We start from the raw sequence: 24,418 nt of genomic DNA on the forward strand, positions 1-24,418 counted from the left end.
CAGGCGACGATCCCCAAAAGCACTGCCCTCCAACGTTTCAGCGTGAATCATAATAGGATTCTTCACGGCGATTGCCCCATGATTACTGCCGCATCCTACTACAACATGACTTATGTGTACTTAGTAGCCCAGGAGGGAGAGGGGCTGGGGGTGAGGGGAAATAACTCAGTCGAGTACTCCATATTCATCAATGTCGTCCATGACTGATCTCCTCCCCTCCTGGAACAATGGCATCGCCAGGCAGGCCATCCTCGACTTTGTGGCCCGAGTGATCACGGAGAATGGCCCTGACTTTGTGCCCCCAGCCGATCGCATTGCCACCTTCGACAACGACGGCACCCTCTGGTGCGAGTACCCGATGTACGTGCAGGCGTTCTTTGTGTTTGATCGCATCAAAACCCTGGCCGCCCAAAATCCCCATTGGTATACCCAGGAGCCGTTCGCCTCGGTGCTGAAGGGCGATCTCAAAGCGGCCCTGGCGGGGGAAGAGCACGCGCTGATGGAGCTGGTGATGGCCACCCACGCGGGTATGACGACGGATGAATTTACGGCGATCGTGAAAGACTGGCTGGCGACGGCGAAGCACCCCATCACGCAAAAGCTGTTTACCGAGATGGTGTATCAGCCGATGCTGGAGCTGCTGGACTATCTGCGATCGCACGACTTCAAAACCTTCATCGTCTCCGGCGGCGGGGTGGAATTTATGCGGCCCTGGGTGGAGCGGGTCTACGGTATTCCCCCTGAGCAGGTGATTGGCAGCAGCATCAAAACTCGCTTTGAGCGGCGCGAGGGTAAACCCGTTATTGTGCGCCTACCAGAGCTGCTGTTCTTTGACGACAAGGAAGGCAAACCCGCCGCCATTCAGCACTACATTGGTCGCCGACCGATCGCGGCCTTTGGCAACTCCGATGGCGATTTGCAGATGTTGCAATGGACCACCGCTGACCCCGGCCCCAGTCTGGGGCTGATTGTGCGGCACACCGATGGCGATCGCGAGTTTGCCTACGACAAATCTGCCATGGGCAGCCTGGATGTTGCCCTGACTGAAGCCCCTCAGCAGGGCTGGGTGGTGGTGGATATGAAACAGGATTGGAGGCAGATATTTGCCTTTGAGTCGTAACGGGTACAGTGAAAAGAGCGGCAGGAAATCAGGTAGACCATGCAAACCACGACACTGTATGACCAGGACTTCTATGCCTGGACTCAACGCCAAATCGAGCTGCTGCAAGCCCAGCAGTGGAACCAGGTGGACATCGAAAACTTAATTGAGGAGCTGGATTCGTTGGGCAAGCAGCAGCGCCAGGAGCTACGCAACCGTCTGGGGGTGCTGCTGGGGCATCTGCTCAAGTGGCACTATCAGCCTGAGGCTCGTTCTAAAAGTTGGTTCTACACCATCAAGGAGCAGCGGGAGCGCATTCATGACCACTTGGCTGAAAATCCTAGTTTGAAACCTTACTTACCGAGCGCCATCACCAAGGCATACCAAGATGGATTGAACCTGGTAGGGCGAGAAACCCCCCTCGATCCTAGACAGCTGCCTCAATCCTGTCCTTTCTCTGAAGCTGAGATTTTTAATCAGCCAGTAGAACTGGAAGAATAGTCGGCGTGGCTGAATAGTAGTCAGAATTTGTGAAATTTACTGCTTCTAATTGAGTCCTTAACGAATCCTGAATCAGCCGCGCTACCCCATGCAAACCCGACCCCTAGCCAAGTCCCCCGGTCGCCCCCCCGCCAAAGACATGGTGTGGATACCGGGCGGCACTTTTATCATGGGCTCTGACCACCACTACGCCGAAGAAGCCCCGGCCCACCGGGTCACCGTAGACGGCTTTTGGATGGACAAATACCTGGTCACCAACGCCCAGTTTCAAAAGTTCGTTAAAGCCACGGGCTATGTCACCGTGGCCGAGCGCCCCACCAACCCCGACCACTACCCCGGTGCCCAGCCCGAGCTGTTGGCCCCCTCCTCCTGCGTGTTCGTGAAGCCCGATCGCCCCGTAGACAGAGGCAGCCACTACAACTGGTGGGCCTACGTTGCCGGGGCCAACTGGCGACGCCCCGAAGGTCCCGGCAGCAGCATTAAAGGGCGCGAAAACCATCCCGTAGTGCATGTCGCCTATGAAGATGTAGCCGCCTACGCCCAGTGGATGGGCAAAGACATCCCCACCGAGGCCGAGTGGGAGTTTGCCGCCTGGGGCGGGCGCAAAAATGCTGAGTTTGCCTGGGGCAATGAGCTGCACCCCAGCGGCAAAATGATGGCCAACACCTGGCAGGGCGAGTTTCCCTGGCAAAACCTCAAGACCGACGGCTACGAAGGCACATCACCAGTAGGGGCGTTTGCGCCCAATGGCTACGGCCTCTACGACATCATCGGCAATACCTGGGAGTGGACTACCGACTGGTACCAGGAGCACCGCCAGATCAAGCAAGACACCTGCTGTGGCGAACGGGTGAACCCGCGCGGCGGCGATCGCGACGCCAGCTACGACCCCCAAACGCCAGCGGTCAAAATTCCCCGTCGGGTGATCAAGGGGGGCTCGTTTTTGTGCGCCCCCAGCTACTGCCGCCGCTACCGCCCCCCGGCCCGGATGGCTGAGCCGATCGATACCTCCACCTGCCACCTGGGGTTTCGGCTGATCGTACGACGGAGCACGCCATGACCCCAGACCTTCCCTTGCCCCGCCGCGATCGGCTCACCGCACCAAAGGCCGCCGCCATTGCGGGCATTTTGTTCTCGGGGTTGTTTATCACCAGTTTGGTGCTTTTTTTGGCGGCCCTCCCCGCCAACACGACGACCTCAGAGATAGTGAACACCCATCGGCAAACGCTGACTGTGGGGTTAAACCTGCTTCCCTTTGCGGGCATTGCCTTTCTGTGGTTTATGGGGGTGGTGCGCGATCGCCTGGGCAGCAGCGAAGACCAGTTCTTCTCGACGGTGTTTTTGGGCAGCGGGCTGTTGTTTATTGCCATGCTGTTTACCGGCACGGCGGTGATGGGCAGCCTGCTGAAACTCTACGCCAGCGAGCCCAACCCCCAGATTGCGGCCAGCTACTATGCGATCGGTCGTACCTTTGCCCAAGAAATCGTGATCAACTACGCCATTCGGGCAGCCGGGGTGTTTATGATTTCCACCGCGACCCTGTTTTTGCGCACGGGGGTGCTGCCCCGCTGGCTGTCATTTTTGGGCTACGGCCTGGCCTTGGTCATGCTGTTTCGGGTGGGCCACATCGATCGCCTGGGCTGGGTGGTGCTGTTTTTGCCGCTGTGGATTCTGTTGATTAGCGTCTATGTGTTGATCGACAACTATCGCCGCCAGGTGAAGACTGTGCTCTGAAAGCGGCCCCAGCTCATCGGTTCAGTGCTGACCAAGGAATAGATAAATGCTGGAATCTTTAGAGGACCTGATTATCCATGGGGCGAGGATACTAGCGCTGATTCTGGAGGGCATTTCGGTAGTCTGCATTTTGGCGGGGCTGCTGACCACGCTGCAACTGGCGGCCCAGCAGCGGTGGGGGCGCTATTTTCGCAAACAGCCCACGGCCTACGACCCAGAGCTTTCTCTGGCCAAAGTCAGGCTCAACTTTGGTCTGTGGCTCTCCCTGGCCCTGGAGTTTCAGCTGGGGGCCGACATTGCCAACACTACCGTTGCCCCCTCCCTAGACGCCCTGGGCAAGCTGGCCCTGCTGGCCGTTGTGCGCACCTTCCTCAATGTGTTTTTGGCGCGGGAATTAGAGGCCGAAAAAACCGCTATTCACCTCGCTCGACAGCCTTCATCAACCCTAGAGTTATCCTCCTAGCGCCATGCCGCCTTTCCCCCCGCCGCCAGTGCCCGAACCCTACAACCTCAACAATGAACTGGCTAAGGAGCGCAGTCGGGCCGCCGCCGAGCGCACCCTGATGGCCTGGATTCGCACGGCGCTATCGCTGATTGGCTTTGGCTTTGGCATCGATCGCATTGTGGTGGCGGTGCAGAACAGTCGGCTGGCAGACAGCGATCGCGCCGATCTGAGCGTGCGCCTGCTGTCTATCGGGTTCATTGCGATCGGCAACATCGCTCTGCTGGTGGCGGTGCTTCAGCATCAGCAGGTTTTGAAGCGTCTGCGCCGCAGCGACTTTCGCTACGACCCGCCTATCCCCATCGCCACCATTACGGCCATTAGCCTGTTGATCGTTGGCACCCTGGCGCTGTTGACCCTGCTTTCGGGGTAGCGCTCGTTAGCAACCTCTAGCGGTCTGCCAAACTCTAAACCTCTCCGGTTTCAGACACGCCGATGATGGGTTCCTCCGTGGTGATAAAGGGGGTACGCCGCAGCCGGTTGTCGGTGCCGACAATGGTCAGGCGGTAGTCATAGGCGCGGCGAGTGGGGTCTTTGAGCGCCAGCCGCAGGGATAGGGGGGCGATCGCATCGCCAGCCAAGATCAGCCGTTCGTCGCGGTGGTAGCGGTTGGCATCGTCGGTATAGCGAATGTCGATATACACCTGCCGCACGGCACCGGGGGCAAACAGCGGCACAAACTCCAAATCAAGCGCCCCCTCAAACAGATCGTTAATGGGGATGGCCGTGGCCTGACTCTCGGCCAGGTCGGACTGCTGGGTCGAGCCATCTTTGAGGTGGTAGACGCAGCGATAGCGGTAGGTTCGCGCTTCTGGCACCTCCAGCCGCAGCCGCCAGAATTGCTCGCCCGAGGCGGCGGTAAAGGTCAGGGTTTGCTGCCGCTGCCAGCCGGTGGGGCTGTCGTAGATTAGCTGCAGGTCAACGGCCTGAATTATGCCCCAGTCGACTCGGTTGGCAAAGGCGCGCAGTTCTAAAAAGCCCAGGTGCTCGAAGGGGTTGATTTGCAGGGTGCGGTCTTCGGTCGGCTGGGGCGGCAGGCTGTAGGTATAGGCGTGGCCATCCCAGTCGGAGCCGGGGTCGAAGTGGTACTGCACGCCGTAGGTGTAGGCGGTGTCGAAGCGCTGGTTGAGAAAGGTTTCAAACAGCTGCCGGGGGGCGGCACCGGGCTCAAAGATAAAGTCGGCGTGCTTGTGGCTGCGGGGCTGGGCCGGGTCGCCGTAGTCGAGGGAAACCTGGGCCGAGGTCAGGCCGATGCGCTGGAAGTCGATGGGGGCATCGACCGTCACCTGCAATACCCGGAAGAAGGGATCGTCGAGATCGACCTCGACAAAGTGCTTTTCGGCGTCACTGAGATCGGCTACCAGCAGGCCGATTAAGCCCTGGGGTGCGTAGGTGCGCTGCACGGCCTCGGTGCGGTTGTAGTGGAAGGTGACGGTCTTTTGCTCCTCCTGGCGCAGGTACTTGAGCTTGAAGGTGATGGCGGGTTCGCCTGCGATCGGGGTTGGGGTGGTGGGTGTAGTGGGTGTTGTAGGTGTAGTGGGCGTTGTCGGTGTCGTAGGAGTGGTAGGTGTGGTGGGTGTTGTAGGTGTGGTGGGTGGGACGGGGGCGGCGGCGCGGGTGAGGGTGGCGCGGATTTCGGCGCGGGGGCGATCGATTACCTGGCCGGTGATTTCGGCGACGCGATCGCGCTCATCGCCGCTGCGCCCCGCTGCGGCTGCTCGACTGTGGCCCTGCCCGGCGGCGCTGCCGCTAACGCTGGTTACCAGGGGCGAAACAATACCTGCGGCTACCTGCCGCCGCCGTTGGGACAGCGATCGGTTGTGGGCCTCTTTACCGACATTGCCTTCGTAGCTGGCGTGTCCCTCGATAGCGACCGCCTTGGGCACGGTGAGCCGGTTCATTGCCCAATCGCGGAGCTGCTGGGCGTTGCCTGTGGTCTGTCGGCCTGGGGTACTGGCGAGGGTAGGCCGGGTGGCGTCGGCGCTGGTAAAACGGGCATCCGGCGGGTTGGGCGCGTTGTTGAGGTAGCTCACGTAGCGGGCCGAGGTGGTTGACCATCCCCCCGCCGCTGGCTTGTCGTAGTCAAAGAAGAGATGGAAAGTCTCGTTAACGGTGGTTTGGGGATATTCCACCACCACGTTGGTCGGGGTGCCAGGAACGACATCTACCGTGAACTGATGGCTGGCGTCGAGCGATTCGCGAAGCGATCCGTCCCGGAATCGCACCGCCCCGTTCACCTTCACCACGGTCTGGCTGGTGGCCCCCTGCACAGTTAGGGTTTCGGTAGTGCCCGAGGTGGCGGGGGTGTGCAGCAGCCCGTAGCCCTCCGGCAGCGGGTCGGGGATAGAGACTATCGCCATCTGGGCAGGCTGGTGGGCCGGGGCGCTCTGGTTAGCGGGCGTGTCCGTGTTGGAGCGCGTCCCTTCGGAACGAGTTGCCGCCGCGTTAGTGTTTCCTGCGCTGGACGAGCCACGTCCAGAACTCCCTGACGATCCGCCAGAACCGCTAGGGCCAGAGGATCCTGAGGATGCGCCCGGCCCGGAGGAGCTGCCGGAACTCGAAGACCCTGACCCCGTAGAACCGCCAGAACCGCCCGCTCCCGAACTAGAACCGCCGGAACCGCCTGAGCCGGAACCGGGAGCGGGGTCGGCGGGTAGGGTCATGCGGCCTCCGGCAAACTCGCCGGGGGTGAGTGAGGGGGTAAACCAGCTCTGCAACAGGTTGTCTTTAAAGAAGTCGAGCGCCCACTTTTCTTTTTCGGCGCGATCGCTGGCGTCGGTGTAGCTAATCACCTCAATCTTGATCGCGCCGTCCTGCACCAGCTTCTCAAAACCCGCCTCCAGACCGACTTTGACAAAGTAGTACTGGCCGCTGAGGCTGGCGCTGAAGTGGTCGTACACCCGCTTCAGGTCGGCGGTAATTTTTACATCTAGGGCCGGGCGCAGGGCGGTGTACTTGAGGTTGTAGAGCACTCCCACCGGGGTCGTACCCTGCTGAAACGCCTGCTTGAGAATAATCGCCCCCTCCTGGCTCAGGGTGAGGCCAAAGTGGGCCGAGTTATTGACATCCAGGGAGGGAACGGTGGCCCCCAGAATTTTCTCCACGGCGTTGAAGCTGCCGGGGCCAGCGGGGCTGGCGATCGTGCCGCCTGCGCCCTGCACATTTAGCGCCATACACTCCACGGTGCCCTCATCAAAGGGCACGGCGGCCAGGCGCGGGGTGCCGGGGGCCACCGCCGACAGCCGCGACAAAATGCGCCGCTCCTGCTCCGGCGACAGGCGCAGATCGACGCCAAACATCAAAAATCCGCCGCCCTTCACCCCGGCTTCGACCGCCGCCGGTTTGTAAGAAATTAGAGTAAAAGCGGCCTGCCGGTCGGGCTGGCGGGCGATTTTCACCGGGCCAGGCAGGTACCAGAACTGGTTGGGGTCGGCATGGTCGGCATAGACCGTAATGCCGTCTACGTTGAGTGTGCGACTTCCGAGGGTAAGCATGGGGCCTCCGGGGGTAGGGGAGTGGGTGGGTGGATGGGTGGATGGGTGACGATCCCTGAGCGGAGTCGAAGGGAGTCGATAGGTGGATGGGTGACGGTCCCTGAGCGGAGTCGAAGGGAGTCGATAGGTGGATGGGTGACGGTCCCTGAGCGGAGTCGAAGGGAGTCGATGGGTAGGGGCGTAGGCGTAGCCGAGCCAACGGCTCTATGGCGTTCGCCCTTTTAGGGGGATGGCAGGCAGGCTAGGTAGGTTGGGCACTGCCCACCATTCACTGGTGCGATCGCACCCCAACCCCTCTGCCTACGCAACCGGCACCTGCAACAGATCGGTGGCGGCGGTGGCCCAGTCGGTGGTGCGACTGAGGCCGTTGGTGTAGCGGTAGGTGATGCGGTACTGGTAGCTCGTCCGCTGCTCATCGACGTAGTCAAACTCAAAGCTGGCGACTTCGTCTGCGGCGCGGAAGACGAGCAAATCGGCGAAGCTAAGGCCCGCCTCGTCGTCGGTGTAGCGCATTTCGACCTGGAGTTCGGCCAGCCGTCGGGTGAGAAACGGCGTCATCTGGGGTCGCACGGTGACAATCCGGTGGCCGCGCATGTCGCTGCGAAGAATGATCCGGCGATCGCTCGTGATCGAGGGCGGAATCTCCACCATGTGACCGCCTTTAAACAGCACCGTGACCCGGTAGGTGATCTGCCGCAGTTCGGGGTTCTCCAGGTCGGCAGCAAAGGTCTTAGAACCAGGATCGTCGGGGCTAAACTCAAACGACTCTTCGACGTGGATGCGGTGGGCCGGGTCGCGGTAGGTGAGGTCCACAAAGGCGCGATCGACCACGCTCCAGTCAAAACTGGGCACCACGGCCAGGGTGCGCTTGTTGGGGCGGGGGTCGCGCAGCGTGATGCGCTCGTCGCTCGTTTCAACAAAGGGAGTTTCAATGTCGCGGTGGTTGGCGGCCCGGTAAATCAGCTTGTACTGAAAGGCGGTGCGATCGGGGTTGAGCACAAAGTACTTCCAGGTGCGATCGCTGTGCTCTTTATCCAGCACCAGCACATCGTTCATCTGGATATGGCTGGCGCGATCGGTGTACTTCAGGTGCACCTCAACCTGGGGGTAGCGCTCCCACGGAAAGCTCAGCGCCACAATCGGCACATGCACCAGCGAATAGAGTTCGCGGGGGTTGATCTCCAGGTTGTCGGTGTGGATCACCTGGGGGGGCGACTGCACCGCGATCGGTCGCTCGGTGCGGTTGCTGCCTTTAAAGTTCACCGTGTACTGGGCCGTCACCGCCCGCTCCATGGCCTGCTGGCGCACCAGACTGGCCCACTGCACGTCAGCCCGCGCTGCCGAGCCCTCCAGCAGCACATTCTTGGGGGTGCTGCCGTAGCTCAGCTGCACATTGATCGAGCCAATCCCGTCTTCCTCAAAGTTGGCCCGCGACAGCACCGCCAGCCTGCGCCGCTCAAACCACGGGTCATTCAGATCGACCGGAATGATAAACCGACTCAGGTCGAGCCCCTGCTCCATAATCGGGCGGCATAGCCCGCTCAGGTGCCCCTGGGGATAGATGCTGCGCTTCACGGTGGTGCGCTCGTTCATAGTCACATTTAGCTTTTTGCGATCGATGCGGGTGTAGTCGGTTTTCTTGTAGGTAAACGAGCCCACCGACGACCAGCCGCCCGTCACGGCCATACGAGAGACGCGATCGGCCAGGTAGGCCGCCCGATCCCATCCGTCCTGCGCTTCTTTAACCGGGTCAATGGTGGGCTCAAAAAAGGCGGCGGTGATCATCTCGCGCACCTCGTTCACCGCCTGGTCGCGGCGGCCCAGAACAGCACTTTCCTCCTCTCCTTCGGGGATAAAGGTGTCGGCCTCCAGCACAATGGTGCGGTTCTCGATCAGCTCGTCCACGGTCTTGTCGATTTCCGTTGAGACAAACACCGCATCAATGCCAAAGCGCTCGTTGAGGTGGGTTTGCACCCGCTCCCAGTCCACCGTCAGCCGCACCGAGTAGGCCGGGCGCAGGGCCAAATAGTCGAGGGAATACACCACCCCAATCGGCGACATTTCCCCCTGGAGAGCCTGCTCCATCACCGTCACCCCGTACTGGTCGAGGGCAACCGAAAACGCCGCCTGGTTCGCGCCGTAGAGAGAGGGCTTGGCGGCCTGGTCGATCTTCAGCACAAACTGGGGGGTACCGCCTGGGGTCGCGGCGGTGTCGCCCGTCTGTTTGCCCAGCAGCAGCAGCCGCACCGAGCCATCGACCAGGGGCACCGGGGCCAGCCAGGGCTCCGCCGCCAGGCCCATTTTCTGGCGCAGCTCGCGGCGAATCTTTTGCAGGGTGGGTTCTTCGACCCCCACGTTGACATCAAAGTTGAGAAAGCCGCCGTTGCCCGCGTCGCCCCGATACTTAATCAGCTGAATCTGGGGAATGGGTTTGCCGTCGGTGCCCTGCAATGTGGTCAGCTTGGGCATCAGCGGCAGGTAGTAGTACTGCAGCGGGTTGGCATGGTCGGGAAAAATAGACACCCCTTCAATGATGTGGAAGGGCGGGTTGAGGTATAGCATGACTAGCTCCTTGGGCTAAGCGGAAGGGGGCCGTGGAGCAGACCGTGAAGGGGGTCGCCGACCAAACAGCCCGATTAAAGTGGCGATGAGGGGAACGTAGTTTTCGTGGGTTGGATGGCGCGATAGCAGAACCCAACTAGGCTGACCGCTGTTGGGTTCCGCTCCGCTGCACCCAACCTACAAATTCTTGATTTGAGCAACCCTGATACAAAATTAGGAACCCCGTAGGGGCATTGCAGTGCAATGCCCCTACAGAGGATGTGGCTAGGCACCCGGCAGATTAGCTGGCAGGTATCCGCAGCGGGATGGTGAGATTTGGCGTAGATTGCGTCGGAATCGTGCGCTCGCTGCCGTCTTTCAGGTAGAAGACGGCCCCCCACTGGTACTGGTTGGCGTTGCGATTTTTCAGCGGCAGCACCCAGGTTTGCGGCGTTCGAGAGGCCCCATCAAAGACCAGTTCAGTGCGGGCATTGATGTTGTTGGCGGCGTCGACGTAGGCCAGCGAGACAATGGCCAAATCTAGCTGGTTGAAGTCCAGCAGGTTGGGCAGCACCCGCACGGTCACCATCTCCTCAATCTTGCGGCCCACCATGATGGTGGTGTCGGTGGTGGTGGTTTCGGGGATGGTTTCGACCTGGTTGTTTTTGAGCTGAATGGTGCCCTTGTAGGTGATCGTGCCCCGCAGATCGTCGATCGCCGGAAAGGTCCAGTCAAAGAACGGGTTCGATCGGCTCAGGGCTACGGTAGTGGACTGGCTGTAGTTGTTTTCTTCGTCCTCGTAGCGCACATCCACAAAGATGGTCTGAATGTCGTTGTCGAGGTCGCCCGCCGCCCGCAGACTGACCGTGCGGTTGGCATTGAAGGGGTCGTTGATGAACAGGTGGGGCGATCGCGACTCGTGCTCGCTGACCTCGTACTCTTTGCCATCGGCCATAAAGTACTTCACCTGGTAGCGGTAGGGCTCGGAGACCGGGGCAAACACCACCTCCCGCAGCGAGTGCTGGGTCTGGTTGGCATCGAGCACGTACTGCCGCTCAATCGGCACTCGGCTGGGGGTGGCTTCGTAGGTGAGCTTGACCTGGGCACGGTTGACCTGGTTCCAGTTCAGGTCGCCGGGCATAACGTCTACCGCCAAAATGCCGGTGTCATCGACGTTGATGGTGAGGAATTTGTCCTTCGTCTCAATTTCGGGCGACTTAAAGGTTTGGCTGCGGCCTTTGTAGTTGACCTGGTACCAGTACTTGTACTGCCAGTGATTGTTTTCAATAAACGATTTGAACTTCTCTAAATTGTCTGGGTTAGTAAAGCTAAAGGACTGAATGCGATTGGTATTGCCCTGCTTATATTCGCAGTGCACATCGACACTGTGAATCGGCAGTTCTTTGAAATCGGCATTGACCCGTATGGGTACTTCCAGAGTCTTGAAGAAAGGATCGTCCAAATCCACCGTAGTAGCGAAGTCTTCCCACTTGAGAAAGTTGCCGTCTTTGTCTTTGAGGTTAACAATGGGTTCGAGCATGCCCTGGGGGGCCAAATTCCACTCGACGGCCTGGCTTTCACGGTAGCGCTGATTGATGTTGGTGAATTTAAACTGACTAATCCGGCGGTGAAAATCGGTTACATTGTCGGGGATTTTCTTCTGTTCTTCGGTGAAGGGGTCGAGCTTGTCTTCGTTAGCGGCTTTGACCGCTTCGGCCAAACTATTCATCGCCCAGTCGCGCACCTGCTGCTTGACCTCATCGCTGGCTGTCCAGTCTTTGAAGTCAATCTCAACGCCGCCCCACTGATACTCGCTGGCATACTCTTGGGTGGTTTCGTTAATTTCGGTACGGTTTTTGTTGGAGCCGCCAAACAGCCAGCGCCAAACGGTGCGAAAGGCACCCGAAGACGTTTCGCGCTTGGTAAAGTCTTGAACAAAGCTCTGAAACTTGCTGGCGTTAAACCAGATGCGAGCCTCAATGGGGGGCAGCTTGACCGGGCAGTAGAGGTCGTAGCTCACCTGCACAAAGCCGCCCTTGTTTTGCAGGGCCTGCTCAAAGAAGGTAGCGCCGACATCGGTGAGTTCGACGGTAAACGGAGTCAGGTTGCGCCCGTAGAGGGAAGGCTTGCCGGGGTTAAAAACGCTCTCAACAAATTTTTCGCTGATATTTTCAACATTGAGTTTGGCCGCACCGCGAGTGTAGGTAATGTTGCCAATTTTTACTTCGGGGGGCTCAACGTTGGAGTTGGCGTAGCGCTGGTTGATCTGAGCCTGCAGCTTTTGCTTAACGGCTTCCTGCTTTTCGGCAGGCAGCGAAAGCTCTACGTCACAGACGAGAAAACCACCGCCCTTAGAGCCATCGACGCGATCGATGGGCATGCGGTATTTGAAAAAGCTAAAAGACGGCAGCAGGTTGTCGTTGATGCGAAACCGAGGCACGTCGGGAACGATATAAAAGGTGGCAATGTCGCTGTCGTCACCGTAAACAGTAACGCCGTCAAGAACTTGTACCTTGTCAATTTGCAGCATTATTCGTCTCCCTTGGGGGCAAATTAGTAAGACTTGAAGGGTGGGGCAGTTGAAGCTTGTTTTGAATTCAGAAGAAGAATTTTTCTCGGCACAAAAGGTTGAGATAAAATCCTTAGTCTCAACTCTTTCTAGGTTCTATTGTCATCAATAAATAACAAGTCGCCATTACCCGTCTGGGTACTGTTTAGCGACATATCCTAAAGCCAAATTATGAATGAATACCACGATTTTATAGGGGCGCAGCATGCTGCGCCCCTACGGGGTTTCTGACTGCAAATCAGGTATCTAAATCAGATTTGAGCCTTAAAAATAGCCGTCTATAAACCCTTTGGGGCGGCTTCACCAACGACTTCGCTCAGGGATCGGCTATGGCTTTTCTACTGTTGGGATTGCCGCGCCAGGCAACACGGACAATTGATCTTAACTGCCAATCAATTGCAGATGCTCTAGGCCCTTGCCGCTGGGAAACCAGGTGCTAATGTCGGCGGTGCGCTCTAGGGCAACGGCGGCTGTTGCTTCTAGATAGGCTTTGGCATAGAGATGCGATTCGCCGTCTTGAATTGGCTGTTCTACCAGCTGCAACAACAGCTCGCTGGCGCGATCTTTGGCCAGATCTAGCGTGCGCTGTTTAATGTCGGCGGGGGTGGAGTCGGGGAAAGTTTCGGTGAGGGTCAGCCGTCCCTGGGCGATCGCATCCTCCACCCGCTGCCGAGCCGCCGCTGGGGACGGATTTTGACCCAGTGCCCGCAGATCGGTCGCCACCTCGCCCTCGATCTCGACCTGGCCCGGCTGGGGCAGGTCTACCCAGACTCGATAGCTAACCAGCAGCAGATCCGGGCGTCCGCCCAGGGCGGCGATCGCCTGGGCTTTTTGCTCGGCACTCAGGGTGACGCTAAACACCGCACTAAAGGGGGCATAGCCCGAAGACGGGCTGGTGGCCAGCACCTCGGGCTCCCCGGTGCTGGTTTTTAGCCGCAGCTCCACGGTGTCGATGCGTACCGGAGCGGGTTCTAGCACCAAGTTATCGGCAGGGATGCTGATTTGGGCCTGCAACTCGGCCCTGAGGGCTTCGATCTGGCGATCGCTGGCCTGCCACTGGCTGCTGACCTGCAGCATGGCAAAGTCACTGGTGGCCATCAGCGACACCGCTGGGTTGCCCCCGCTGTCGCGCTGGGGCACGGGGTCGCCGGGCAGGTAGTAGAACTGGTGGGCCGCGTGGGGACTGCGAAAGCAGTACAGGTCAGACGACAGACTGGGGGGCAGGGTCATGGTAAGTCTCCGGGGTGTAGGGTGAGGGGCTGAAAGGGTGACTGCACGGGCGACCAGGGGGTACTGCCGCGACGGCGGTAGCGATAGCCGGGCTGAAAGGGCGATCGCGCCCAGTAGCGCCAGGTTTTGCGGGGGTTGTCGGGGGTAAAGACCACCAGGCCGAGCTGGGTTTCTGAAGCTTCGGGGCACAGCTCGATGGCGACTAGCGGGTCGGAAAGCGCACAGGTGATGTCGATCTGGTGGGGGCCGTACTCGGCGAAGGAGTGCAGCCCCAGGCGGCAGTGCAGAGACTCGATCGGCGGTAGTTGAAGGGTGTGCAAGCCATCCAGGGACGTAGCGGTCAGATCCAGGGCGATCGCCTCGGCATTCTGGGGTAGGGCCAGGGCCAGGCTGGGCTGGGCGGCGGTGATGGAAAACGACTGCTGGTGTTCCTGTTCTCCCAGTCGCCAGCGACAGAGGCCCGCGAGCGTAGCGATCGCCAGCAAACCCGCCTCCGCCTCTACCGGCACAAACGTCACCGGAAACTGGTCGAGGGTCAGGTGCAGCAGGCTGGCGGTGGCGGGCGTCTCTGGCCCGCGCAGCTGCTGCACCCGGCTGCCCTGGCGCAGCACTACATAGGTCGAGTAGGTGTAAGCCAGCGCCTCGGCGGGGGAAAGCCGCAGCACCACCGCAGCGCGATCGCCGGGGGGCTTAAACTCCGCCGTGGCGGTCTGGGTTTGCAGCCGATAGGGCAGAGCTGGGGGCGCTTTGAGGGTCACCCCCACGGCCAGCACCCCCGATCGCACCGTGGGCAGGTTGGCCCGCACCTCCACCGCAAACGCCCCCGTGGGCAGTGCGGGCACCGTCACTTCCTTAAAGATGGCCTCAATGCCCTGGGCCTGCACGATCTCTTGGGCGGCCTCCAGGGGGTTGAGGGCGATCGCCCAGGGGCGCAGCGCCCGCTGGGGCTGCGAGAGATCCCATACAAAGCGGCCCTCGCCCACGGGCTGGAGGGTCACGTAGCCCGTCTCGGTTTCGGTGGGGGCGGGCACCCAGGTTCCCAGCCGGGCGCAGACCCAGTCGGTCATGGCGGCGGCAAAGGCGGCGGCATCTGAGATTTCGCCGTCTAGCTCCAGGGGCAGGGTTTGGTGGGGTTGCGCAAAATACTGGTAGATGGTCTGGTGGGCGATCGCGCCCTGCCCACTGCCCCGCTGGCCCAGATCCGCCACCAGCTTGGCCGGGTCAAAGCGCACCCCCAGGGACAGCCGGGGGGCAACCCCCGCGATCAGCAGCTCGGCCTGGGCCAGCAGCAGCAGCGCTTTCCCCTGCAACGCTCCCTTGAGCTTTAGCACAGTGGTATCTGAGAGTTTGAGGGTGTAACGGGGCGCGTTAAACGCCGTCCACACCAGGGGCACGGCCTGGCGCACATCGTCGGGGATGTCTTGGATCGTGGGGTACAGGCGCAGCCAGCCGCTCTCTACGGTAGCGGGCTGCAGCACCGCGCTGGGCTGGCGCGATCGCAGTGCCTCCAGCCCCTCGGCCAGGGGGTAGTCAAGGGTCAGCCGAAAGTCAAGGATGCCGTGGGGCTGGGGGGGCAGGTCAGGGTTTGCGCCCCGCAGCAGCGAGAGGGCAAAGTCTACCCGGCCATCGGCACCTGGGGCGACGGTGAGCCGCTGGGGCAGCAGGGTGTAGGGGCCAAGGTTGCCGTAGGGGGCATAGATCAGCCCCTCCCTCAGGGGCAGCGGCTGCTGAAAATCGGGCAGTCCAAAATAGGCCATGGGAACATTGGGTGAGATTTAAGAGAGGACATTGCTAAATTGAGGACTGAATTTATAAACATAAGACCATTCCATCGGCCCTGAGGCCTGACCCCACATAGGTCTTGTAGGTTGGGGTGCAGCGGAGCGGAACCCAACAGCAGTCAGCCTGGTTGGGTTTTGCTATCGCGCCACCCAACCTACCAATTCAGGCATGGCAGCTTACTAAGGCAGGGGGGGAATCAGGTAGGGCGAGGTGTCGGTTTGCCAGTCGGAGCGGGTCTGGCTGCCGTTGCGGTGAATTAGCGTCACCCGGTAGCGGTAGTCGGTCGGCAGCGGCTGCCGCAGCATGCAGTCGGTAATGGCGCTCATGGGCAGGCTCACCTGCACCACCGTTTTGAGTTCACTGGGGGTTAGCCGAGCCGAGGTGCCGTGCTCAAAATCGACCACGATCGCCAGAATCGGGTTGGCCTGGTCAAACAGCTCCGCAAAGGTTTCGACCGTAATGTGGCGGCTGGGCTGCACCGAAACGGCGGGGTCAAAAATCGCCTGCACAATCGCCTCGCGATCGGGCACCACAGCGACGCGGCTGAGGTCAAAAGCCACTTCCACGGGCTGGCCGTCGCTCAGCGCCTCGGTGGGGGTGATGGTCAGGGCCAGCGATTCGCCAGGGTTAAGCAGTACGGGCAGGGCCACCCCTGAGGTAAGGCTGGCGACGGGGATCGGGCGATCGCCCTGTTTCAAATCCGCCCCTAAAGCCGTCACCCGCACCGGGCTCTCGATGCAGTTTTGCAGGCTGAGGCTGACCTGGCCGCCGCTCACCTCGGGGCGGCGATCGTAGTTAAACACCTCGCCGATCAGGTCATCCATGCGCGCCACAAAGGGAATCGACGACTCCCGCCAGCCCTGGTCGCCCAAATCTACCGTCACCTGACCAAACATGATCGTGGCGTCGCTAAACATGCCGTCAAAAATGGGCTGAAACTCCTCCAGGCTGAGGTTGAGAATGTCGGCAATGCCGTCTTTAACATCCACCACGGCACCGGGGCGGGGCTGATAGGGGCCATCGACCCGGCTACCTGGCTTGGCCACCCGCAGCTGGGTTTTGCTGGGGTCTACCTCCAGGCGATCAAACTCCAGCCCCTGGGCGCGCAGGTCTGCCGGTACGTAGGTGAGCAATTCGGCGGTGGCGGCCTGTAATCTGGCCGGGTTCAGGTAGGGCAGGGCCGCATAGCGCAGGGTCACCTGAGCCCCCTCTAGCGCCTGCCCTTCGGTGGGAATGACCTGCACCGACGCCAGCGGCCGATGGGGAACCTCGGGGCGGCGGGCCAGCTTAAAGCTGTCGGGCAGGGTAAAGAAGCGGTTGGGCTTGGTGCGATCTTGATAGTAATTGTGGGAGTTGACCGTGATGCGATTGAGGTCAGAACTGCGCCCCGAAATCGCCTTCAGCTGGCTGTACAGGTAGCCGTGCAGAGTCGGCGAAAACAGGAAGGGGCTGGGGGCGATCGCGCAGTCCAGCGTGCGAATGGCCTCTCGAAAGCGGCTCTGGGTCGACTGGGCATCGGTGCTATAGGTCACCCACTGCACCGTCAGGTTGTAGTCGTAGGTCAGCACCTTGACCTTGGCGTAGTGGCCCTGGTTGGTGCGCACCGCAAATACCTGCCCCGGCAGCAGCAGGTTTTGGCCATTCACATTGCCGGGTATAGAGACAGTGCCGTAGTTGAGGCCCTGCAGCTGCGACAGCGACACCTGATCAAAATCGACCAGGCCCATAGAGACAATCGCGGCCCTGCCGCGGGGCGTCATCTCGCGATCGGTGGCGGTTTTTTGTTGCCACCAGACATCGCCGTCGCCACCCTCGACCCCGGTGTCAAAGTTAAAGGTCCAGGTGCCGCGAATGGTGCTGTTACCCGACGCCACCACCTGGGCCTGGGGCACCGGAATGCCCACGCTGACGATGCGCCGCACCGTCAGCGCCGCCGCGTAGATCGAGTCGGTAAGGGCGTAGTAGAGCTGGTCGCGCTCGGCCAGCCCCGCCACCCGCAGCACCGCCCGCAGGCGATCGCCCGCCGCCGTCACCTCCTGAAAGACCAGCTCTTTGCGGCCCACTACTGCTGTGCCCGCCAGCAGGTTGTGGGTTAGCACCACCGCCACCTCGTGGGTGAGCGCCTGCCCACCCGTCACCAATGGCTGAATGGTCGGGGCGGCAAAGCGATCGAGGTAGACCACCAGGCTCCAGTCAGAACCGGAGGGCTCCAGGGAAATCTGGTACTGCCCATTGGCCATCGCCAGGCTGTAGCGGGGCACAAAGTACCGCTCGGGGCCAGTGGCGTGCTCAAACACCACCTCGTCGGTAATGTCTGGGGTGGGGCTAATCGGCACCGTCATCTCCTGGCGCGGCTGCCCCTCCACAGGCACCTGCACCTTCCCGACCAGATGGGCCAGATTTACATTGATCAGCCGCAGGTGGTCGATGTTGATGTTGGTGTTGGTTTTAATCGGCACCACCGAGCGATGGTCGCGCACCACCGCCGCCGCCACCCGGCTGTCAGAAACGCTCACAGCGGGCCGCTCCATCGCCTGCCGATGGTCGCGCACCACGGCTGCCGGGGGTGCCGAAACCGACACCGCTGGCCGCACGACAGAGCTGGGTCGAACCTCGGTACTGATGCGGGCAAACGCCGGGGCCTGGCGCGATCGCACAATAGCCTGATTATTCAGCGCCACTAACGGCGTTTGGGCTGACACCGCCGCTGAGTTTTGGAAGGTCGTCATGGTATTTGCGGTAGGTAGATTTCAACCACCTAACCTGGGGCTGCATCGATCGCCCCTCGGTTTAATGGATTTACCCCCATAGTGGGTGAGGCCATTCCCCAATGAAATCACCCGCGCGGGTACTTTGTATCCTCTGATGCAAAAGTGCAGCTACAGCCCAGCGGCAGAGACGATAGAGATAAGCGTTGTTTACATCCCGTATCGCTGGTTGACAGTGCAGTGGCGGTCTTTGTAGTGTGCGGTAACGGTTCGTAGCGTACTGAATTAAAGGGCTAGTGATTACCCTCAAGGCATCTTCCTCGGGGCGGGCACAAATTAAGCAGGCCAGGCTAAGGCAGGGCTGGGCGGCCAGCGATTTTCGCTGGATGCAGGCGGCCAGTCGTGTTCTGGGCACCGATTGGGAGACGGCAGGGGTGCTGGCGGCAGGTATTTCTGAGGGCACCTGGAAGCGTTTTTTGGCGGGAAAAGCAGCGATCAATGCCGACGCCTTCAAGGCCTACTGCGACGTGCTGGGACTGGACTGGCAGGCGGTGGCAGAGACTGAATCAGCAGACACCAGCCCTACCCAAAACAGAGCGGCGGCGGGTGAAGGAATAAACTCGATCGCACCGCCTGAGTCGCTGCCAGCCTTAGTTGACTGGGGCAGCGCCCCGGACGACGCAATCTTCTACGGTCGCCAGAGCGAGCTAGACACCCTGCGGCGCTGGGTAATAGAAGACCGCTGTCGGCTGATCACGCTGCTGGGCATGGGCGGCATTGGCAAGACGGCGCTGTCGGTGCGGCTGGCGCGGGAACTGAGCCGTGGGAGCGTGGATGAGTGGGAGCGTGGGAGCGTGGATAACGACTGCCCCAACCCATCCACCCATCTACCCATCCACCCATCTACTCCCTTCGACTCCGCTCAGGGATCGTCACCCATCCACCCATCCGCCCTCCCCTTCACCCACATCCTCTGGCGATCGCTCCGCAACGCCCCCTCCCCCGCAGACATTCTGACAGATCTAATCCAGTCGCTCTCGCGGCAGCAGGAGCGAGATTTGCCGACGACGCTGGAGGGGCGGCTGGGGCGGTTGCTGCACTACCTGCGGCAGGGGCGCTGCCTGGTGCTGCTCGACAATGCCGAGTCGATTTTGCAGAGCGGCGATCGCACTGGCCGCTACCGGGCTGGGTTTGAGGGCTATGGCGAGGTGCTGCGCTGTGTAGCTGAAACGGCCCACCAGAGCTGTGTGATTGTCACCTCGCGGGAAAAGCCGAAGGGGCTGGCGGCCTTTGAGGGGGAGGCGCTGCCGGTGCGATCGCTCCAGCTAGTTGGCCTGGAGCGGCCCGACAGTCGGGCTCTGTTTAACACCAAGGGCGGCTTTCAGGCCACCGAGGCCCAGTGGCAGGCTCTGGCCGATCGCTACGGTGGCAACCCGCTAGCGCTGAAGATTGTGGCCTCGTCAATTCGCGATTTTTTTGATGGCGATATTGCTCAGTTTTTGGCGGTGTCGCAGCAGGGCGGCTTTTTGTTCGACGACATTCGCGATCTGCTGGAGCAGCATTTTGAGCGGCTCACCGAGCTAGAAAAGGCCGCCATGTACTGGCTGGCGATCAACCGCGAACCCTCGACCATAGCCGAGCTGCAGGCCGACCTGCTGACCCATGTGCCCCCTCGCGACCTGTGGGAGTCGCTGAACTCATTGCAGCGGCGATCGCTGGTGGAGCGCCAGGGCGACGGCCTCACCCAGCAGCCAGTGGTGATGGAGTACGTAATCTGCCAGCTGATCGATCGCATTGGCGATGAGATTGTGGGGCAGGCCCCCAAACTCTTCATCAGCCACGCCCTGACCAAGGCCCAGGCCAAAGACTACGTGCGCGAGACCCAGATCAATTTGATTCTTAAGCCCGTTGCCGACCAGTTGCTCAACCACCTCGGCAGCGCCCCCCAGATTGCCGCCGCCCTGCAAGCGATGCTGAATGCCCTGCGCGGCGGTACGCCCCAGTCGATGGGCTACGCCGGGGGCAACAGCCTGAATTTATTGCAGCAGCTGCCAATCGATATCACCGGCTACGACTTCTCAGGGCTGACGGTGTGGCAGGCCTACCTGCAAGACGTGAAGCTGCACGGGGTCAACTTGGCCGGGGCCGACCTGAGCGGCTGTGTGTTTACCGAGTCGCTGGGCAATGTGCTGACCGCCACCTTTTGCCCCTCGGGGCAGCGCCTGGTCACGGGCGACACCGACTGCCAGGTGCGCGTGTGGGATGCCCAAACCGGGCAGCTCTTGCTCATTTGTCGAGGGCACCACAACTGGGTGCGGGCGGTGGCCTACAGCCCCACGGGCCAGCTGATCGCCAGCTGCGGGGCCGACCAGAGCATTCGCCTGTGGAACTCCACCGATGGGGTGGCGGTGAAAACGCTGACCGGCCACGGCCACGAGGTGTTTGCGATCGCCTTCAGCCCAGACGGCCAAACCCTGGCCAGCGCCGGGGGCGACAACACCGTCAAGCTGTGGGATGTGGGCACGGGAGCCTGCCTGCGAACTCTAGTGGGGCACGAAAACTGGGTGCGATCGCTGGCCTTTGCCCCCCAGGCGATCGCCCACCCCGACACCCTGCTGGTGGCCAGCGGCGGAGCTGACCAGCAGATCTACCTGTGGGATGCGACCACTGGAGTCTGTCTGCGCACGCTAACAGGCCACAGCGGCTGGGTACATACCCTCGCCTTTAGCCCCGATGGGCAGCTGCTGGCCAGCGGCAGCGGCGACGGCACCCTCAAACTCTGGGACTGCCGCAGCTGGGACTGTCTGGCCACCTACAGCGGCCACAGCGGCAGCGTCTACAGTGTCGCTTTTAGCCCCACGGGCGACTGGCTGATCAGCAGCAGCGGCGATCGCACCATTAAGCTCTGGGACTGGCACACCGACACCTGCCTGCAAACCCTCTACGGCCATCAAAACGAGGTGTGCGCAGTGGCGGTACACCCCAGCGGTCGCCGCCTGGTGGGGGTCAGCCTCGACCAGACGGTGAAGCTGTGGGATATCGCCACTGGCCACTGCCTGCACACCTGGGAGGGCCACACCGACTGGGCGCTGCCGGTGGCCTTTAGCCCAGACGATCGCTATTTAGCCAGCGGCAGCAACGACAAAACGGTGGTGCTGTGGGATTGGCGCACCGGAGAGCCGCTGAGAACCCTGCGCGGCCACGGCGATTTTGTCTACGGCGTGGCGTTTAGCGCCAATAGCCAAACTCTGGCCAGCGGCAGCACCGACTGCACGGCGCGGCTGTGGGAGGTGGAAACCGGGCGCTGCACTCAGGTGTTGCAGGGGCATAGGGATTGGATCAATGCGATCGCGTTTCACCCCAGCGCCCCCATTTTGGCCACGGGCAGCGCCGACTGCACGGTCAAACTGTGGGATTGCGCCACGGGCCGCTGCCTGCACACCCTGAGCCAGCACAGCGCCAAGGTGCTGGGGGTGGCGTTTAGCCCGGATGGGCCATACCTGGCCAGCTGCGGAGCAGACCAGACCATTCGCCTGTGGGAAACGGCTACGGGCAAGCTGCTCAAAACTCTAACGGGCCACGACAGTCGGGTGTGGTCGGTGGCGTTTAGCCCCTGCGGGCGCACTCTGGCCAGCGGCAGCACCGATCGATCGATTCGCCTATGGGATGTGGCGACGGGGGATTGCACTCAGGTGCTCAGGGGCCACACCAACTGGGTGTTTGCGGTGGCGTTTAGCCCAGACGGTACGCGCTTGGCCAGCGCCGCCCACGACCGCACCATGCGGATTTGGGATGTGGCGACGGGGAGCTGTTGGCAGGTCTGCGAGGGGCACCAGCACCTGGTGTCGTCGCTGGCGTTTAGTGCGGATGGGGGTGCCATTGCCACCGGCTCTCAAGACCAGACGGTGCGAATTTGGGATGCGGCGACGGGGGACTGTTTGCGGGTGCTGATTGCCAAGCGACTCTACGAGGGCATGAACTTGAGCGGGGCCACGGGGCTGACCCCGGCAACGCGGGCGACGTTGCAAATGCTGGGCGCGATCGGGGTTTAACGGTGTAGTTGAGCGGCGGCGGTAGTCTCTGCACCATAACCGATCGCCTCTTTTCCCCAACGGCACATCCCTTGCCACCAGTTTCATTACTCGGCTAATGCCTTCAGCACCGCGTCGTGGATGGTGCCGTTGCTGGCGACAACGCCGGGGTTGTTGGGAAAGCGGGCGGCGCTGGCGAAATCGAGCGGTTTGCCGTGCATGTCGGTAACCTTGCCACCGGCTTCTTCGACCACCAGCACCCCAGCGGCGTGGTCCCAAATTTTTTCGCGGTAGTCGGGGGTTTTGGGGGAGGGCAGGCGCAGGTAGAGGGCGGCCTGTCCGGCGGCGACGGCGGCGTACTTGGCCTGGCTATCCATGCGCAGGGAGGGGGTGGTAATGCCGATGGCCTGGGCGACCTGCCCCTGCTGATTGAGGTCGCCGTGGCCCGACTCGACGCTCTCAACCAGGCGAAAACGGTCGCGATCGCCTTCCTCAGTCACCCGCAGCGGCTGGGGATCGCCCCCGGCCAGGGGCACCATCGTGGCTCCCTCGCCGCGCACGGCTACAAACAGCAGCCCGGTTTCGTCGCCAAAGCTGAGGAAGGGGCAGCCCAGCACCCCCACTTTGATGTCGCCATCGACGACCAGGGCCAGGGCGATCGCGTACTGGTCGCCGCGCAAAAAGCCCTTGGTACCGTCAATCGGGTCGAGGGTCCAGTAGCGGGGGGCGACGGTGCCGTTGCCGTGGTCAATCCAGCTCAGAATGTTGGCGTCGGTGGCGCTGGGCACCAGCTGCTGCACCTGCTCGGTGACGGCGGCGAGCACGGGGGCGGCATTGGGCTGGCGCAGGTCGGTGGTGTCTTCTTCACCCACTACCGGGTCGTCTGGAAAGGCGGCGGAGAGGGCCTTGCAGATGATCGCCTGGGCACCGTAGTCGGCAATGGTGACGGGGCTTTTGTCGTTTTTCTCGATCGCCTGGGGCACGAGGCCCTGGCGCACCCGTTCGCAGAGCTGGGCGGCCTGGATGACGGCGGCGATCGCGGTTTGTTTTTCCTGTTCGTAGGGCATGGTTTGGGGGGTGGATGGGTGGGAGGGTAGGAGGGTGGTGTTCCCTGAGCGGAGTCGAAGGGGGGTAGGAGGGTGGATGTGTGGGAGGGGCGGTGAGGGGGTGAGGATGGTGAGGGAGGTGGGGTGATCTCAGAGAGAACTATAGCGGGTGGGGGGGTAGTGCGATCGTCAGGTGGCCAGAAACCGGGTTTTTTCCCGTATGAACCTTAGCTCAGCAAAATACTGCGTTAGAAACCCGGTTTCTGGATCGGGTCGATCCAGGTGCGGGGGCCGAAGTGGCGGCAGCTTTGGGCGGCGATCTGGGCGGCCAGGGCCAGGGCTTTGGCAAAGGGGAATTGCAGGCGGTAGTGGCAAAAGGCTCCGTGGAAGATGTCTCCGGCCCCAAGGGTGTCTTGGACGGCGACCGGGGGTACGGGCAGGGTGCCTGCTGTGTCGTGGTGGCGGTAGTGGATGGGGCGGGGGCCGTGGGTGACGGCGATTTCGGCAATGCCCAGGTCGCTGAGGGCGGCTGGGGTGTCGCTCTGGTGGGGCAGGTGAAATTTGGCGGCGGTGATGACGCTGGTGGCCAGGGGCAGCACGGTTTCAAAACCGGGCTTCCAGCTGCCGGCATCGATGACGATGGGTAGGGCCTGGGCTTGGGCCTGGGCCTGGCGGGCGATCGCCTCACCCACCGCCATCTGGTGACCGTCGATCAGCACGATATCTATTGCCTTGAGCAGGGGGGCGAGGTCTGGCGGTGGGGCGGCCTGGCGACCTACGGCATTGCGCGAAACAACGGCGCGATCGCCCGTGGCGGCGGTGACGAGAATGGTGGACAGGGGCGGCGGGGCTTGCAGATCGGGGGTGAGATCGACCACATCAATGCTGTAGGTGGCTAGCTCCGCGCGGATCAGCGCGGCCAGGGGGTGCTGACCGAGCGAGCCAACCACGGTGGCCCGGTTACCCAGGGCAGCGAAGGCGATCGCGGCGTTAGTGGCTGGCCCCCCGGCTACCAGCAGACTATCGGCGGCGACGATCTTTTCGTCGCTGCTGGGGACATGATCCACGCGATAAATGCAGTCGAGGGTGATGAGCCCCACAAAAAGTCCAGCGGCCACGGCGATATTTCTCTCGGCGGATTCTAATTGTCAGGATAGAGCGATAGGCTCACCAGCATAGAT

16 protein-coding genes are annotated in these 24,418 nt (G+C 61.6%); 8 read left to right on the forward strand and 8 right to left on the reverse strand.

Annotation, left to right across the window (positions count from 1 at the left end; all coding sequences use genetic code 11):
• Positions 1-78: 78 nt before the first annotated feature.
• The 7 genes from ACQ4N7_RS20280 (at position 79) to ACQ4N7_RS20310 (ending at position 4,209) form a co-directional block, all read left to right on the forward strand.
• Positions 79-207, forward strand: a complete 129-nt coding sequence (locus ACQ4N7_RS20280; protein ID WP_430713306.1) for a hypothetical protein — start codon at positions 79-81, stop codon at positions 205-207.
• Positions 200-1,120, forward strand: a complete 921-nt coding sequence (locus ACQ4N7_RS20285) for an HAD family hydrolase (RefSeq protein WP_430713307.1) — start codon at positions 200-202, stop codon at positions 1,118-1,120. Before ACQ4N7_RS20280 ends, ACQ4N7_RS20285 begins: the two co-directional genes overlap by 8 nt.
• Positions 1,121-1,159: 39 nt before the next feature.
• A complete protein-coding gene (locus ACQ4N7_RS20290) occupies positions 1,160-1,600 on the forward strand; it encodes a DUF29 domain-containing protein (protein WP_430713308.1) in 441 nt (146 codons plus the stop codon).
• Between the two features lie 88 nt (positions 1,601-1,688).
• On the forward strand, positions 1,689-2,660 hold the full coding sequence (locus ACQ4N7_RS20295) for a formylglycine-generating enzyme family protein (RefSeq protein WP_430713309.1): 972 nt from the start codon (positions 1,689-1,691) through the stop codon (positions 2,658-2,660).
• Positions 2,657-3,334, forward strand: a complete 678-nt coding sequence (locus ACQ4N7_RS20300) for a hypothetical protein (RefSeq protein WP_430713310.1) — start codon at positions 2,657-2,659, stop codon at positions 3,332-3,334. Before ACQ4N7_RS20295 ends, ACQ4N7_RS20300 begins: the two co-directional genes overlap by 4 nt.
• 46 nt (positions 3,335-3,380) lie before the next feature.
• Positions 3,381-3,797: a DUF1622 domain-containing protein gene (locus ACQ4N7_RS20305; RefSeq protein WP_430713311.1), complete on the forward strand. Its 417-nt coding sequence runs from the start codon at positions 3,381-3,383 to the stop codon at positions 3,795-3,797.
• Between the two features lie 4 nt (positions 3,798-3,801).
• A complete protein-coding gene (locus ACQ4N7_RS20310) occupies positions 3,802-4,209 on the forward strand; it encodes a YidH family protein (protein WP_430713312.1) in 408 nt (135 codons plus the stop codon).
• Positions 4,210-4,243: 34 nt separating this feature from the next.
• Here ACQ4N7_RS20310 and ACQ4N7_RS20315 read toward each other — a convergent pair whose 3' ends face one another.
• From ACQ4N7_RS20315 to ACQ4N7_RS20340, 6 genes are all read right to left on the reverse strand, one after another.
• Positions 4,244-7,330: a hypothetical protein gene (locus tag ACQ4N7_RS20315; protein ID WP_430713313.1), complete on the reverse strand. Its 3,087-nt coding sequence runs from the start codon at positions 7,328-7,330 to the stop codon at positions 4,244-4,246.
• Positions 7,331-7,630: 300 nt separating this feature from the next.
• Entirely contained in the window at positions 7,631-9,892 is a 2,262-nt protein-coding gene (locus tag ACQ4N7_RS20320) for a hypothetical protein (protein WP_430713314.1), read from the reverse strand.
• 280 nt (positions 9,893-10,172) lie between these two features.
• Positions 10,173-12,401: a hypothetical protein gene (locus ACQ4N7_RS20325; RefSeq protein ID WP_430713315.1), complete on the reverse strand. Its 2,229-nt coding sequence runs from the start codon at positions 12,399-12,401 to the stop codon at positions 10,173-10,175.
• A gap of 420 nt (positions 12,402-12,821) precedes the next feature.
• The gene (locus tag ACQ4N7_RS20330; protein WP_430713316.1) at positions 12,822-13,670 is read right to left on the reverse strand and encodes a hypothetical protein; all 849 of its coding nucleotides are present in this window, start codon (positions 13,668-13,670) and stop codon (positions 12,822-12,824) included.
• The gene (locus ACQ4N7_RS20335) at positions 13,667-15,427 is read right to left on the reverse strand and encodes a hypothetical protein (RefSeq protein WP_430713317.1); all 1,761 of its coding nucleotides are present in this window, start codon (positions 15,425-15,427) and stop codon (positions 13,667-13,669) included. The genes ACQ4N7_RS20330 and ACQ4N7_RS20335 overlap by 4 nt, the downstream gene beginning before the upstream one ends.
• A gap of 204 nt (positions 15,428-15,631) precedes the next feature.
• Positions 15,632-18,181 carry a hypothetical protein gene (locus tag ACQ4N7_RS20340; protein WP_430713318.1) on the reverse strand — a complete coding sequence of 850 codons (2,550 nt, stop codon included), beginning with the start codon at positions 18,179-18,181 and terminating at the stop codon, positions 15,632-15,634.
• A gap of 275 nt (positions 18,182-18,456) precedes the next feature.
• Here ACQ4N7_RS20340 and ACQ4N7_RS20345 point away from each other — a divergent pair, with 275 nt between their 5' ends.
• A complete protein-coding gene (locus tag ACQ4N7_RS20345; protein ID WP_430713319.1) occupies positions 18,457-22,212 on the forward strand; it encodes a pentapeptide repeat-containing protein in 3,756 nt (1,251 codons plus the stop codon).
• Positions 22,213-22,298: 86 nt separating this feature from the next.
• Here ACQ4N7_RS20345 and ACQ4N7_RS20350 read toward each other — a convergent pair whose 3' ends face one another.
• Complete coding sequence (locus tag ACQ4N7_RS20350) at positions 22,299-23,258, reverse strand: 3'(2'),5'-bisphosphate nucleotidase (protein ID WP_430713320.1); 960 nt, start codon at positions 23,256-23,258, stop codon at positions 22,299-22,301.
• A gap of 227 nt (positions 23,259-23,485) precedes the next feature.
• A complete protein-coding gene (locus ACQ4N7_RS20355; RefSeq protein WP_430713321.1) occupies positions 23,486-24,355 on the reverse strand; it encodes a PfkB family carbohydrate kinase in 870 nt (289 codons plus the stop codon).
• Positions 24,356-24,418 lie beyond the last annotated feature (63 nt).

Origin of the sequence: Nodosilinea sp. AN01ver1 (assembly GCF_050565655.1) — a bacterium.
Classification (GTDB): domain Bacteria; phylum Cyanobacteriota; class Cyanobacteriia; order Phormidesmidales; family Phormidesmidaceae; genus Nodosilinea.